Below are 17,731 nucleotides of genomic sequence, written 5' to 3' on the forward strand. Positions count from 1 at the left end.
AAACCCAAAAGGGGTAATGGTAAGCAATAGAAATTTAACCTCGTTTTTTACCAATTTATATGTAAACTTCAAATTAGAAGAAATAGAAAGTATAGCGTGTTCTACAAACATCACTTTTGATATTTCGGTATTAGAAATATTAGGAAGCTTATGTCATGGTAAAAAATTAATTCTCTTCTCTGATGATGAATTAAAGGATCCGGTTAAGTTCATGAAGCAAGTTCATAATTCTAATATTCAGGCATTACAAACAACACCTTCGCGATTATCACAATTATATCAACTGGATATAAAATTTCCGCAGAGTCTTAAGGTATTATTGGTTGGGGGAGAATCTTTGACAGATTCACTTTACAAGCAGTTAAAAGCAGAAACTTTTGAATCTGTAAATGTATACGGACCAACCGAAACAACAATATGGAGCAGTGCATTAGATATTAAAAAAAGTCCCGCACTTAGTATTGGAAGTCCTTTATACAATGAACAATTTTATATAATGGACAATAAAGGGAATCTTTTGCCAAAAGGGGTAACGGGTGAAATCGTTATTGGCGGAGATGGATTATCGAGAGGTTATCTTAATAATAAAAAATTAACCATTGACAGATTTATTGATAATCCATTTGAACCAGATACAAAACTTTACAAAACCGGAGATTACGGAAAATGGCTTTCTGATGGAACTATTCTTTATGAAGGACGAAGAGATGATCAGGTTAAAATAAGAGGGAAAAGAATTGAATTAGGCGAGGTATATAATGCGCTGATTAGCCAGAATAGTATTAAGGATGCAATTGTAATTGTAGAAGAAGATGCTATAGCAGGAAGTATAATCGTTGCCTATCTTTTATTAAATCAGGAATTTGATGTTACCGAATTAAATTCGAAATTAAAAAAAAGTTTACCGGGATATATGATTCCAAGTCACTTTGTAATACTGGATAAATTTCCTTTAAACAAAAGCGGAAAAACAGACAAAAAAGCACTTCCCAATTATCGATACAACAGTATACAAAATGAGACTTTATATGTTGCTGCAAACAATGAAATTGAAGAGAGGTTAATAGAAATCTGGCAAAAACACCTTAAACAGGAAAAGATAGGAATCAAGCATAATTTCTTTGAAATAGGTGGTAACAGCCTTAATGCCATTAGCCTTATCTCAAAAATAAAAGCAGAGTTTAATATCGAAATGGATATTATAAATCTTTTCCGTGATGTGAATATTGAAGAATTAGCGGAAGAACTTTCCAATCAAATCTGGCAAAAAGAAAACTCTTCAAACAGTGTTGAAATCGATAGTACAATTATTTAAAACTTAAAAAACAAACAAACAGAAAATATGTATTTAAAACTTAATGTAGCAATTGAAGCTTTAATAGATCGTTGGTATGCATGGCCTCACCTGGTTTCACCTGCAACATCTGCGCTGAACGTAATAGAACGTCACCTAAAAATAATGGAATCTTATGTACAGAATCCTAAAATTCATGCTGCAGCTGTTAAAAGACCTGAAATGATAGGAGGACCTTTTATTGATTACAAAGGCGAAAGAAGTGATGAAATTAAAGAGTTGTGTGATTTTATCAAAGACAAACGATCTAATATGTTTGAATTTGCGACGGCAGTTAATGACCTTAACAAATTACTTCAGGAAAACGCAGTTGGTTTTTCATTAGAACCTTTATATAACGAAATTCCGGAAATTCTAAAAGGGTTTGTCGAATTGTATTATGATTTGTACAATAATCCAAATTTTAGATTTTACGAATCACTATTATACAAGAGCGAATTTTATCATGAAAATGCACAATCGATTTCATTACAAATGATTAGTGCAGACAATGACAGATCTTTTGTTTTAAGTACACCAAGGCTTGATGATGCGCATTTAATTCATCTGGATCTTCCTTTCAAAAACAGCATAATTGACGATTTGTTCAGTATGAAACGCAAAAAAGGAAATTATAATGAAATCAAAGAAAGATTAGCGATAAAGGATACTCAGGAAGAACTTTTCAGAAGCTTTTTTACTGAAGAACCTCCTAAAGAATATCAGCGGTATTTAGGTAACGGTATTAGGACCCGCTATTTTGGACATGCGTGCGTTTTAGTAGAAACAAATGAAATTTCGATTTTAGTAGATCCCGTTATCAGTTATGACGGCTATGAAACAGATGTACCAAGATATACCATAAATGATCTTCCTGAGCAAATTGATTATGTATTGATTACCCACAATCATCAGGATCACGTATTGCTTGAAACACTGCTGCAGCTTAGACATTGTATTAGTAATATAGTAGTACCGTCAAGCGGAAAAGGGAATCTTCAGGATCCTAATTTAAAATTGATGTTTAATAATATTGGCTTCCATAATATCATTGAACTGGATGATATGGAAACCATTGAACTTGAGGGATGTGTGATTACGGGAGTTCCGTTTTTGGGCGAACATTCAGACTTAGATATCAGAAGTAAATTATGTTATCATGTTTCGCTTCATAATAAATTTAAAGTGATTTTAGCGGCAGATTCCTGCAATATTCAGCCAGAACTGTATCAGCGTGTTCACCAATATCTGGGTGATATAGATGTTCTTTTTCTTGGTATGGAATGCGACGGTGCTCCTTTATCCTGGTTATACGGACCGCTAATGCCTGAGAAACTTGACAATGACAAAAACCTTTCAAGACGATTATCAGGTTCTAATTATGATCAGGGAAAAAGCCTGATCGAGATCTTTAAGCCAAAAAATGTTTTCGTTTACGCAATGGGGTTAGAGCCGTGGCTGGAGTTTATCAGTTCAATTAAATATACAGACGAATCCAGACCAATAGTAGAATCAAATAAGCTTGTAAGAGATTGTAATGATAATAAGATAATAGCCGAAAGATTGTTCGGAGAAAAAACAATTGAATATTAGCTTTCTATAAAATAAAATTATGTCAGTGTCTATAAAAAAAATTCTTTCGGATCTAAGACTAAAAAAGATAAAGTTAGAACTTGAAAATGAAAATATAAAAATCATTTCTTATGGTGAAGTTATAGCTCCGGAAATTCTGGAGATTATAAAAACACATAAAAAAATTCTGGTTGATTATCTAAAATCTATTCAGTCTAACAGGTCAATGAATGAATCGGTTATTATTCCAACGGCCGAAATTCTTGCACATTATCCGTTGTCTTCATCTCAAAAAAGCCTGTGGTTTTTAAGTCAGAGAAATCCTGATTCGATTGCCTATAATATGCCTGTAGAAATCGAACTAAAAGGGGCATACGATTTTGATTGCCTTAAAAAATCAATACAGGCATTAGTTTCGCGTCACGAAATTCTTCGTACCGTTTTTAAGCTAAATGATTCTAATGAAATCAGACAATGGATATTGCCGGCAGATCAAATAAAATTAGATTTTAATTATATTGATTTCCGTACTGCTGCAGAGAAAGAGACAAAGGCAAAGACGTATATAACCGAAGACCTTCAAAAGCCTTATGATTTTGTAACAGGGCCGCTATTTAGAGGCAGTTTTTTACAATTAGAAGATGACAGAAGTATATTTTATATTAATCTGCACCATATTATTACAGATGAGTGGTCGATGGAAGTTTTATCTGATGAACTATTTCAATATTATGAATATTTCAAATCTGGCAAAACACCAGAGCTTGAAGATTTAAGAATACAGTATAAAGACTATGCTTCCTGGCAGCAAAACGAATTATCAAAAAGCGATAATAAACAAAGTGAAACCTATTGGTATAACAGATTCTCTGATGATTTGCCTTTGTTTGATTTTCCAAAAAAGAATTTGCGTCCAAAAAATAAAACATATAACGGTAAAAGGATCATTACGAGAATCCCAGTCGACTTAAATAATCAATTAAAAAAATACGCACAGTCAAGCGGTGGAAGTTTATTCATGACAATACTGGGTACACTTAAAGTATTGTTATACAGATATACGGCACAACAGGATATTATTATTGGATCTCCGGTAACCGGCAGAAATTATGCTGACTTAGAAAATCAAATCGGATTTTACATAAATGTATTGCCATTAAGAAATCAAATCAATGCCGGGGATAGTTTTAATGAAGTTTTTGAGAAGATTAAAACATCTACTCTGGAAGCTTTTAAACATCAATTATACCCTTTTGAAAGCCTGTTGGAGAAACTGGATATAAAAAGAGACACCAGCCGAAATCCTGTATTTGATATATTAATCGATTATCACAATTTTATAAAATCTTCGGATACAGTGGCTTATGAAGAAATAAAAATAGCAGGAGAAGGACAGGTAAAATACGAAATAGAGTTTCATATTATAAATTTTGAAAATGAATTCGATATCGAAATAAATTTCAACAGAGATATTTATGATGCTGATTTTTTAATTCAATTTTTAAAACACTATAAAAAAATAGTGCCTCAGTTATTAGAAAATCCCGAACTAAAAATTGGGGATATAGACTTTTTATCTGAAAATGAAATGTCATCTCTGGTTAATTTTTCTGAAGAAGACAATGTTTCGGAAACAGCAATACAAATGTTTGAAGCTGCTGCTGCATCCAACCCGGATAAAGTTGCAATTGCCTGCGAAACCAAATCATATACCTATGCTGAGTTAAATAATTTATCGAACCAATTTGCTAATTGCCTTAAAGAAACCCAGCAATTAACCGCCGGAAATATTGCAGCAATATTGTTGGACAAAAACGAATGGTCTGTTATTACCATATTGGGAGTTTTAAAAGCAGGTCTTGTTTATATACCAATCGATACTAATTATCCGTCTTCGAGAATATCTGCAATATTAAAGGATTCTAATGCCGATTTACTGATTACGGATACCAATTATATTTTTGAAGAATATGATTATAAAGGCGGTGTGTTTGCCATTGATGTTGAATTTGAACCTAGTGATTATGCTGCTGATTTTTGTAATGATGCAATTTTACCCACTGATTTGGCGTATGTTATTTACACATCTGGTTCTACAGGAACGCCTAAAGGAGTGATGATAACACATTATTCGCTTGCAAATTATCTGCAATGGGGAAAATCATATTATTGCAATGACGCGACACAAACATATGATTTTGGGCTATTTACGTCTATTTCGTTTGATCTTACCATAACCAGTTTATTTCTTCCATTACTAGTGGGAAGCACGTTGCATATATTCGATTCAAAAAAGGAGATTGCAGCTATTTTAAAGGATTATTTTAATACAGGAATTTCCTGTATTAAACTTACACCGGCGCATATTGATGTAATAGATAAACTTGAAATTGAAAAAAGTAAAATTTCCCTGGCAATTGTAGGTGGCGATGCTTTGCAAAAAAGGCATATAGATATTTTAAGAAAACTGAATCCTTCAATGCGTATTATCAATGAATATGGACCAACGGAAGCCACCGTTGGATGTATTGTTTATGATATTGATGATAAAAATGAACACCCAGTTTTAATTGGTCTTCCTATTGCTAATACAGCGATTTACATTGCCAATAGTGATAATACATTACAGCCTAAAGGAGTAGTGGGTGAAATTTTGATTAGTGGTGCCGGATTATCATCAGGATATTTAAACAATCCTGAATTGACTGCAGCAAAATTTATTGACAATCCATATAAAGAAAATACTAAAGTATACAAAACCGGCGACCTTGGAAGAATTACAGAAAATGGACAAATAGAATATTTGGGAAGAAATGATAATCAGGTAAAAATAAACGGTTATCGTATAGAATTAGATGAAATAACACAAACGATACTACACTTTGGAAAGTTTGAAGCCGCAGAAGTATTATGCAGCGAAAATGAAACAGGAAACAAAACCTTAATTGCCTTTGTAGTCAATAAAAAAGCCTCTAAAACAAGCGAGCTTAAAGAATATCTGGCAAAGAAACTTCCGTCTTATCTGGTTCCTGAAATCTATATTGAAATAAATGAATTTCCAATTACAATAAACGGCAAAGTAGACACGAAAAAATTACTGCAAAAGGCAGAGAATCAAAAAAGAGTTGCAGAGCATGTTATTGCTAAAAATGAAAACGAAGAAAAACTCGTTGCACTTTGGGAAAGAATCATTGGAATTAAACATATTAGTACCACAGACAACTTTTTTGCAATTGGAGGAGATTCAATAAAAGCAATTCAGCTTGTGGTTGAAATTAAAAAAGAATTTAACTCAGAATTAAATGTTGCCGATATTTTTGAGCATCAGACCATAATTGATCTAAGTACTCAAATAGAAAAAAACAAAGGAAAAAATACAACAGAAGAATATCTGAATATTGGTTATGAGAAAATTAACCAGTTTAGAATTGCTGTTGAAAATGATATTAATTTCAAGATTGATGCGTATGAATATGAAGATATATATCCATTGGCTTCAATTGAAACTGGAATGATTTTTTCTTCCCAAATAAGACCGGAAGAACCAGTTTATTACGATCAGTATGTTTATGATTTAGAAATAAATGATGAAAATGAATTTCTTGAAAATATTGAAAAATTAGTACAGAGACATGCTTCTTTAAGAACTAAATACTATACTAAAAGGTTTAATAATTTAGCGAAAATAGTTTTTAAACACGTTTCTGTGCCTGTTACTTTTGAAAATATATTATCCCTGACAGATGATGAAAAAAGAAATAGAATACTTGAATACGGAAAAAATGATTTAGACCTAAGGTTAGAATTTGATGGCGATTTATTGTGGCGTGTCAAAGTATTCCGTGTTTCAAAAAATATTTATACGTTATTTTTCAGTTTTCATCATGCTTTATTAGATGGGTGGAGTACGACAATTTTTAAAACAGAATTATCAAATATTGGTCACAAAGAACTTGCACCGCTAAAGCATAGTTATAAGGATTATTGTGCAATTGCAATTGCCAAAAAAAGCGCTCAAAATGTAATTGATTATTGGAAAAACGCCCTTGACGGTTATACGCGAAATAAACTTCCTTTTAATTTTAAAGGAAAAAAAGTAAGCGACAAGACAGGAATGTCCAAATTGACCAGACCAATTTCTAAAGAAGTTTTAGCAAATCTTATTCAGGTATCAGAGGAATTAAAAATATCTCCAAAAACAATATGTCTGGCTGCACACGTCTATTTGATGAAAGTTATTTCTGCAGAAACAGATATCATAACAGGTATCGTTACACATGAAAGACCAGAGATCGAGGATAGTCAAAATATATTAGGCTGCTTTTTAAATACGATACCGGTACGAATTAATGTGTCTGATTTTAAGGATATCAAATCGCTGATTCTTTATGTAAATGATTATTTAAGAACGGTAAAATCTAAGGAAATACATTTAACAGAAATTGCTAATGTAGTGGGAGGTAAATCTTCTTTAGAGAATCCGTTTTTTGATACTCTTATGAATTATACTGATTTTCATGAATTTGAAAATTGGAACGAGCAAAGTAATGTACAGGAAATTAACAGCAAATTATTTTCTAAACCAATTGCAAACCACGAGATGACAAATACATTATTTGATCTAGAAGTGGATAAAACACTGGGTAATCTTTCTGTTTCTATTAAATATGCTAATGCCTATTTTCATGAAAATGATTGTTTGAAAGCGGCTGAGCTTTATGAAATAATTCTTGAAAAGTTTATCGAAAATCCAGATTTGCCACTTAGTGACCTGAACATGTTAACTGATGGGGATAAACAATTATTAGACATTTTTAATGATACCATTGTTCCGTATTCAAAAGATAAAAAAATCCATGAATTGTTTGAAGAGCAGGTAAAAAAGAACCCTTTTTGCGTAGCATTAAAACAAAAAGGCGTAGAAGTTACTTATGATGAATTAAATCGTAAAGCGAATCAGTTTGCCAGACATCTTGTAGAACAAGGCGTTAAAACGGGAGATCATATTGGAATTATTACTTCGAGAAATTTCGAAATGATTATTGGTTTATTAGGAATCCTGAAAGCCGGCGGCGTTTATATACCAATTGATTCTAATTATCCTCTGGACAGAAAAACATTCGTAATCGAAAACTCTGCTGTTAGTTTTGTTATAACTGAAGACGAAAAGAATATTGAAGGAATAGAGCATGTTAAAAAAGTACTTATAGCAAACTATGATTACAATGCCGATAATCTTAATATTCCTGTTGACAGTACACAGCTGGCGTATACAATTTACACTTCGGGATCTACAGGAAATCCAAAAGGAGTAAAGATTCCGCATCATGCAGCCGTAAATCTTATAGAGTGGGTAAATTCAGCGTTTAATGTACAAACAGGAGATAAACTTTTGTTTATAACATCTGTGTGTTTTGATTTATCTGTTTATGACATTTTTGGAATGCTTGCTTCCGGTGGTGCCATCGTAATAATGCAGGAAGAAGAAATTAAAGATTTTAAAATGTTGAAGAAAGTGATTACCGAAGAACAAATTACTTTTTGGGATTCTGTACCAACAACAATGAACTATTTAATTAATGAACTGGAATATGAAAATGAGAATTTTATTCAAACACAACTTAAAACGGTTTTTTTAAGTGGTGACTGGATACCAACACAGCTGCCAACACAGATTGTGAAATTTTTTCCAAATGCAAATGTCATAAGTCTTGGCGGTGCAACAGAAGGAACAGTCTGGTCCAATTATTATCCAATTAAAGAAGTTGATCCTAAATGGAGTTCAATACCTTATGGAAAACCTATTGATAACAACTTTTTTTACATTCTGGACGAAAATCAAAATCATGTGCCCGTAGGCGTTGCCGGAGAGTTATTTATAGGCGGTGTAGGAGTTGCAAATGGTTATGCTAATGATGAAGTCAAATCTGCCGGTTCATTTTTTAAAGATCCTTTTAATGATGCGTTAGGGGGAATGATGTATAAAACGGGTGATTTAGGACAGGTACTACCTGAAGGTAATATGGAATTTCTTGGCAGAAAAGATTATCAGGTAAAAATAAGAGGATTCAGGGTAGAACTGGGAGAAATAGAAAGTGTAGCATTAAAGAATGACAAGATTAAAGAGGTCATTGTAGATGTTATGAAAGAAGGTTTTACGAACCGCCTGATTTTTTATGTGGTATTTAATGAAGTGTTGTCACAAGATGAAATTAAAGCCTACCTAAGAAATTATCTGCCTGATTACATGATACCTGAATATTATGTAACGCTCGACAAATTACCACTTAATACAAATGGAAAAATTGATCGTAAACTATTACCAAAGCCGGATTTACTTTTTGATAATCAGAAAATTAAGAAAAGCCCGGAAGGAAAAATTCAAATAAAACTAGAAGCAATTTTAAGTGTTATCCTAAACAGGGAATCAATAGCGACTAACGAAAATTTCTTCGAATTAGGAATAGATTCTCTTACCGTTGGATCCTTTGTAAACAGGATTAATAGTGATACAGGTTACTCGGTTACGATTAGGGATATTTTTAATAGTCCAACGATTGAATTATTGGCTCAAGAGATTGAAAAAATAAATTTAGTCAGCGTTTCGAACATAAAATTTGATAAAGAATTAAATAGAAAAACAAAAAAAATATCACTATGAATTTAGATTTATATAAAAAACTCAATGATTTAAAAATCCAAATTAACGTTGTAGACGGAAGATTGGATATTGAGGCTCCGGAAGACGTTCTTAGTGATGCATTAATTGAAGAGATTAAAAACAATAAACAAGAATTAATCGAATTTATTGAAACCTACAAACGAGGAGATAACACTAATGTAAGTATTTCAAAAGTTAATGAACAGGAATCGTACGTTTTATCATCATCACAAAAAAGACTTTGGATTTTAAGTCAGTTTTCTGATGTTAATAATGCATATACCATTAGTGATTCAGTACAATTTGACGGTTCTATTGATAAAAAACTACTTCAGAAATCTTTTCTGCAAATTATAGAAAGACATGAAATTTTAAGAACCACATTCAACGAAAATGCTTTTGGTGAAATTAGACAATGGATCTTGCCTTTTAAAAGCGCAGGTTTTGATATTGGTTATACCGATGCGGCTGAATTTGAAAATAATGAAGTCGATAAATTGGTGCAAAATGAATTGAATTTGCCTTTTGATCTTAAAACCGGGCCGCTGATTCGAGTGCATTTGTTTAAAATTTCAGATCAAAAAACAATTATTACACTAATAATGCATCATATTATTAGTGACGGATGGTCGTTGACTATTTTCACAAATGAACTTTTGCAGCTTTATAACAATCTCATTTCTAATAAACAATCTGTTATTGAACCATTGCGTATTCAATATAAAGACTATTCTGAGTGGGAGCAAAAACAGCTTGCATCTGATGAGATGAAAAAGAACAGATCTTTTTGGTTAAATAAATTTTCAGATACATTACCAAAGATCGACGTGGCGAGAGATTATTCAAGACCGGCGATAAAAACCTATAACGGTAAAAAGATCACAACCAGATTTGATACTGTTTTATTAAAACGTTTACAAAACATAGCCGTAAAAGAAGATGCTACACTTTTTATAGTGCTTTTATCTTCTGTAAATACATTTTTATACCATTATGCAGGCGCAGATGATCAAATAATAGGAACCTCAAAAGCTGGAAGAGACAACATAGATTTAGAAAATCAAATTGGTTTTTATATTAAAAACATTCCTTTACGTACCACATTAAATCCTTCTGAAAACTTTTTAAAAGTAGTTCAGAAAGTAAAAACCAGCGTGATCGATTCTTTTAATCATGATTCATATCCTTATGATAAATTAGTCGAAGAATTGCATTTAGAGCGTGATTTGAGTCATAATCCGTTATTTGATATTTTGGTTGTTCTTCAAAATCTACCACCAGAATCAGACAGAGAAATTAGTGAGTCTGGAACAGCGATGCAAAATTATGACAAATCAGTTCAAAGCACGAGTCAGTTTGATTTAATATTTGATTTTAACGAAGCACACGATGGCTTGTACATGTCTGTAACTTACAATACAGATTTGTATAAAGAAAGTACGATTAAGAGGTTACAGGCTCATTTTGAATATTTATTATCGCAATTAACAGAACAGCCGGATCTTGCCATTAATGAATTTTCATTATTATCATCAAAAGAAAAACAAATGCTTCTGGATGATTTTAATACTACTGAAATAATTTATGATCTGACAGAAAATGTGATCAGAAAATTTGAAGAGCAGGTTAAAAAAACACCTCAGGCAATAGCTTTAGAGTTTGAAAATAAAACAATTACATATGATTATCTAAATAAAAAGTCAAATCAATTAGCAAATTATATTCTTAGCAATTATAAGTTATCGCAAAATGATAAAGTCGGGATTGTCTTAAACAGATCCGAAAATCTTATTATAGCAATATTGGCTGCTATAAAATCAGGGGTTTGCTATGTTCCCATAGATCCAAATTATCCGGAGGCATATAAAGAATATATGATTGAAAATGCTGAGCTAAAAGCATTAATCACCCAGACAGATTACTTTTTTGATTTTTCTTATTTTAAAGAACCTATTTTTAGTATTGATGTTCAGATTGATGATTTGGAAGATTCGACTGAAAATCCAGATATTGCTGTAGATAACGAAAATCTTGCTTATTTGATTTTTACCTCAGGATCAACAGGAAATCCAAAAGGATGTAAAATATCGCATGGTAATTTATACAACTACGTAAACTGGGCATCACACTATTATGGTACGCTAAATGGCGATGCAAATTTTGCATTATTCACATCATTATCTTTTGATTTAACGGTAACCAGTATTTTTTGTACGTTACTGCATGGAGGCAGATTAAAAATTTACAACGAAAAAGAAAGTATTTCAGATATTCTTAAAGATGCATTCTCAGCAGATTCAGCTGTTAATTATTTAAAAATAACTCCGGCGCATGCTACGCTTTTAAAAGAATCGGGAATAACGAATTCAAATGTCAGCAAGATCATTCTGGGAGGAGAAGCTGTAAATGAAGAACACATTACAATTTTAAAATCAATAAATCCAAAAATTAAAATTTACAACGAATATGGTCCTACAGAAACAACGGTAGGATGTATTGTGATGGAAGTTTTGAGTAATCAAAAAGTATTGATAGGATCACCAATCTGGAATACACAAATTTATATACTGAACGAAAATGGACATTTAAATCCAATAGGAATTTCAGGTGAGATTTTTATTGCCGGTAACAGCGTTGGAAAAGGATATAATAACAACGAAAAAATGAGCAATGAAAGATTTGTCTCAAATTCGTTTAATCCGGGAACCATCATGTATAAAACAGGGGATTATGGCAGATGGGATGACAATGGAAATATCGAATATCTGGGAAGAAATGACGATCAGGTAAAAATAAGAGGATACAGAATAGAGCTCGAAGAGATTGAAGAAAGTATAAAATCATATGGAAAATTTCCAGCTTTGGTTTTAAATAAAAAGGACCATCTTGGAAATAACCTGATTGTATTTTTAATCAATAAAGAAAAAGGAAAAGTAAATGAACTGAAAAATTATCTTTCAAAGAATCTTCCTGCCTATATGGTTCCTGAAATCTATGTAGAGGTAGACCATTTTCCTTTAACTCACAATGGAAAGATTGATAAAAAACAGTTATTGAAATTTGAAGAAGACCAAAGAAAAAAACAGGAATATTTTGCTCCAACTGAAAAGACGGAAATAAAATTAAGCCAGCTTTGGGAAAAAGTCTTAGGAAAAGAAAAAATCAGTATAAAAGAAAATTTCTTTGCCATAGGAGGTCATAGTCTTAATGCTACTCAGCTTGTAGCCTTAATACACAAAGAATTTGATGTAGTTATTGGTATTGAAGAGATTTTTTCGAATGCAGTTCTTGAAGATCAGGCAAAATTGATAGAAACAAAAGAAAAGAATGCATTTTCTAAAATTGAGCAATTAAAAGACAGGCTTTATTATCCACTGTCATCAAGCCAAAAGAGACTTTATTTTTTACAGCAGTTTGATACCGCAAGTACGGCTTATAATGTGTCTGTAGTGCGTTTTTTAGATGAGAAAACATCTGTTGATAAAATGGAGGAAATCCTCAGAAAACTGATACAAAGACATCAAAGTCTGAGAACTTCATTTGAAGAGGTAGATGGAACAATTATGCAAAAAATACATGAAAATGTAGATTTTAAGCTGGATTATTATGTTGTCGAAAAAGAAAATTCAGATCATTTAATTCAGGATTATATACAGCCATTTGATCTTTCAGGGGATTCTTTAATGCGTTCTGCTATATTCAAATTAAGCACTGGGGGATATGCATGGATTGTTGATATGCATCATATTATTTCAGACGGAAGTTCTCAGGAAATATTAAACAGTGACTTTATTAAACTATTTAATAACGATCCGTTACCGGAATTAAAACTGCAGTACCGTGATTTTTCCGAATGGCAGAATAACCTTTTTCATACCGGTAAACTAGACAAACAAAAGGAATATTGGAAAACAGAATTTTCAAATTCTATACCGCGATTAAATTTGCCAACAGATTATTCAAGACCGCCAGTTTTTAGTTTTGAAGGAGCAAATCATGTTTTTACTATTGATGAATCTATGACCTTAAAAATCAGGGAATTCAGCAACAATAATGGAGCGAGTCTTCAAATGACATTAATGACTTTGCTGTTTGTGCTGCTTTACAAGTATTCTGATCAGGAAGATATTTTAATTGGCTGCGGTATTAACGGGCGCCGACATGCAGATCTGGAGTCAATTGTTGGAATGTTTGTAAATACAATTGTGATCAGGAGTTTTCCAAATGCAGATAAAACTTTTATTGACTTTTATAAAGAAGTAATTGCCAAGTGTATAAATGCTTACGAAAATCAGGATCTTCAATTTGAGGATATGGTTAATATGCTGAATGTGGAAAGAGAACCATCCAGAAATCCACTTTTTGATGTATCAATGGTTGTTCAGAATTATAATAAGATTGAAATTGAGAAAGAGGAAATTCAGAAAATTGACAGTTCACTGATGCCCAGATTATCAAAAAAACATACAACAAGTAAGTTTGATCTAACATGGTTTGTATACGAATTTGAAAAAGAGATAGAAATTGAAATAGAATATTATACGGGCATATTTAAACCGGAATCTATCGCTCGTTTTGCAGAACATTTTCAAAATATTCTTAAAAAAGTAGTGGATAATCCGAATTTGCGTTTATCTGAAATCGATTTGATTTCGACGTTAGATAAAGATTTGATTTTATCAGAATTTGTAAATGGTAAAACAAAATCATTTCCTTTTGAAGTAGAAACATTTCACGGTTTATTTGAAAAAAATGCAGCAATTATGGACGATAATGTTGCAATCGAAGATAATTTCGGGGCATTATCGTATAAGCAAGTTGATCTGAAATCAAATCAAATTGCTCATTTCCTTAAAAATAAATTAAACATAAAACCAGAAACAAGAGTAGGGTTATTAAAATCTAGAAAAAAGGAAATTGCAATTGATATACTTGGTATCATGAAAGCCGGCGGTGCATATGTGCCATTAGATGTAAACACCCCTGAAGAAAGATTGGTTTACATGCTGGAAAATTCGAACGCAGAAGTACTTTTTGTAGAAAAAGAACTGATCGAATTAGCCAATAAACTACAATGGAGAGTTGCGAACCTAAAAGATATCGTGTGTTGGGATTCTGAAAATATTTATGAAGAATTTGGACGTGTAGAAAACCAATACTCAGACAAAGAACTTTGGGAACATGTAGGAGAAACAGCTACAGATGAAATTACTGCCGGTGGATGGATGAGCAGTTATACAGGCGAATATTTGTCTAAAGAGGAAATGGATGAATATAGCCAGAATATTTTTCTAAAACTGGAAGATAAGCTGCATAAAGATATGCGAGTACTTGAAATAGGCTGTTCGTCTGGATTGAGTATGTTTCCTATTGCAAAAAAAGTGAAACATTATGTAGGTACCGATATCTCTGAAAGTATCCTTAAGTTAACACAAAACAGAGTTGATCAGGAAGGCATACAAAACATAAGTTTATTTTGTCTTGCAGCAAATGAAATTGATGAACTGGATTATGCAGATTTTGATCTTGTAATTATAAATAGTGTTATTCAGAGTTTTAACGGTCATAATTATCTTAGAAATGTACTTAAGCAGATTATTTCGAAAGTAAAACCTCAGGGATTAATTTTTCTTGGAGATTTGATGGACGAAGACAAACGTCAGGACCTAATTCTGGATATGCAGGAATTTGATAAAAATAATACAAATGAAAATTACAGAACAAAACTGGAATGGTCTGATGAATTGTTTATAGACAGGAAATTTTTATCAGATTTGATTTTCGAAAAAACACATATTAAATCAGTTTCTTTTAGCGAAAAAATATTCTCGATAGAAAATGAATTAACAAAATTCAGATATGATGCTTTTCTTACCATTGACAAAACATTTGCAGGTAATGATGAGGTGAAAAATAAGTATCAATATGATTTTAATGATGTAAGCAAATACGAAACCACTCCTTTACATACCAATGTTACGTCAGATAATCTGGCTTATATTATTTATACTTCGGGCTCTACAGGAAGACCAAAAGGAGTAATGATTGAACATCGTTCATTATTGGATTTAGCGATTTGGCAAAAGGATTATTTTGAGCTTGACGGATATAAAACAGTTGCTCAAATTACTTCATTGAGTTTTGATGTTTGTGTAGGCGAACTTGTTATGGCATTGGGTAATCGCTGCAAATCGGTTATTATAAATACAGACGATTTGATGGATTTGGTCCATATAATAAACCAAAAGAACATTGATGTTGTTTTAACGGTTCCGTCAGTATTACAGCAGCTTGATCCAACGGGATTAAAAAGATATGCCAAGATCGTAACCGGTGGCGAAAAATGTCATGCAGAACTTTATGATAAATGGATTAAACACTGTTTTCTTATCAATGGTTACGGGCCAACAGAATATACTGTTTTTGCACACGCCTGGAATGGAAATATTGATAAAAACATTGTGCCAATTGGAAAACCAAGACACAATTTGAAAAGCTACATATTAGATGATAATTTGAATTGCTCGCCAATTGGTGTGCCTGGAGAAATATATTTAAGCGGTCCCGGAATCAGCAGAGGATATATGAATGATCCTAAGAGAACTTTTGAATCCTTTGTTCCAAACAAGATTTATTTAGAAAATCTTTTTAAAGATAAAGGTGAAATTTTTAATGGTGTTTCTGGAGAAGCTGCAGTAGATAAAAATAATATTTCGTTAAAGACATTTTCTGTGTTGCTTCAAAAAGAGCTTTTAAATACGGATATAGCTTTAGACTTTGGCTGTGGAAGCGAAGAATTGGTGAAAAGTATTTATGATAAAGGAGTAGAAAATATTAGAGGCTTAGCTATTAATGCGCTGCAAATAAACAATCTTAAGGATAGAGGAATCAAAAGTAATTTACAAGTTTTAGACTTGCCAAAAGACACTTTTTTTAGTACAGGCATTGTAGAAATGGAGTCAGCAGATTTTGTAAACAGTATCCTGACACTGGATCAAGTCGAAAATCCTAAAAACCTTTTAGAAAATATGGCACTTAGCCTAAAAGCAGGAGGCAGGTTTATTTTAGGAACTTCATTACCACTTGCCGAAACAAATACAGGTATAAAATTAGAAAACAAAATTTGCCCTGGAATTTCAGAAAATGATGATAAATATTATATCATCGAATTGATGACGCAATATAACTTATATGAAATAGAGCATTATAGAGTAAATACAAAGGTTAATGGTAAAAACGGTATTGAAGAATTCAAGCTTCATTTTTTCTGTGGAGTAAAGAAAAGTGATACCGGCACGAAAGATTATTATTCAAAAATGTACAAAACCGGAGACATTGCAAAGTGGCTTTTAAACGGTAACATTGACTTTTTAGGACGTCGTGACGAGCAAATTAAACTAAGAGGATACAGAGTTGAGTTAGGCGAAATAGAAAAAGTTTTACTTACGCATCAATCAATTTCTGAGGCAGTTGTAATGGATCGCCGTGATGAATTTAACGAGGTCGAATTGATTGCTTATATCGTAAGCAGTAAAAAAAGTATAGATACTGATGTCAGAGCCTTCTTGAATAAAACTCTCCCATTATATATGGTGCCGTCCCAGTTTATCTTTCTGGATGAATTTCCTCTAAATGCGAGCGGTAAAATAGATAAACCGTTTTTATCTAAATTATTTGCAGTCGGCAATATTTCAATAGAATATGTTGCGCCAACAAATGAAATAGAGCAAAAACTGGCTTCTATTTATTCTGAATTGTTAGGAAAAGAAAGGATAGGTATTCATGATAACTTTTTTGAACTGGGCGGACATAGCTTAAAAGCAACGCGATTGGTAAGTTATATAGCCCAGGAATTTGGTATAAAAATAAAAATTCAGGATGTTTTTATACATCCCACAATCGAGAAAATTGGTAAGGTTATAAAAGCACATATCTGGCTTAAAGATTCAGAAAAAGCAGTACTTAAAAACAATATAATTGAAGTTAATTAAAAAGTTATGATTGATCTAATAAATAAACTAGCAGATAATAAAATTCACCTTTTTATTGAATCAGGATTGCTTAAAATCAGTACTGAAGAAAAAGAAGTTAATCCGGCAATCCTTGAAGAGATTCGCAGCAATAAAGAAGCGTTGATCCTTTACTTGTCAGATCAGGACAGTACA

At 32.2% G+C, this 17,731-nt stretch carries 5 protein-coding genes; all 5 read left to right on the forward strand.

Going from position 1 to position 17,731, the window contains the following annotated elements:
- The coding region (locus BXU01_RS21940) for a non-ribosomal peptide synthetase (RefSeq protein WP_165689819.1) at positions 1–1,315 on the forward strand (1,315 nt) is incomplete at its 5' end.
- A 27-nt stretch (positions 1,316–1,342) separates the two neighbouring features.
- On the forward strand, positions 1,343–2,926 hold the full coding sequence (locus BXU01_RS21945; RefSeq protein WP_083695635.1) for an MBL fold metallo-hydrolase: 1,584 nt from the start codon (positions 1,343–1,345) through the stop codon (positions 2,924–2,926).
- A gap of 19 nt (positions 2,927–2,945) precedes the next feature.
- Positions 2,946–9,566, forward strand: a complete 6,621-nt coding sequence (locus BXU01_RS21950) for a non-ribosomal peptide synthetase (protein ID WP_083695638.1) — start codon at positions 2,946–2,948, stop codon at positions 9,564–9,566.
- Positions 9,563–17,557, forward strand: coding sequence for a non-ribosomal peptide synthetase (locus BXU01_RS21955; RefSeq protein ID WP_083695640.1), 7,995 nt, complete (start codon positions 9,563–9,565; stop codon positions 17,555–17,557). Before BXU01_RS21950 ends, BXU01_RS21955 begins: the two co-directional genes overlap by 4 nt.
- Before the next feature lie 6 nt (positions 17,558–17,563).
- The coding region (locus tag BXU01_RS24000) for a hypothetical protein (RefSeq protein ID WP_165689820.1) at positions 17,564–17,731 on the forward strand (168 nt) is incomplete at its 3' end.

The sequence above is a fragment of the [Flexibacter] sp. ATCC 35103 genome (assembly GCF_001975985.1).
Lineage (GTDB): Bacteria > Bacteroidota > Bacteroidia > Flavobacteriales > Flavobacteriaceae > Flavobacterium.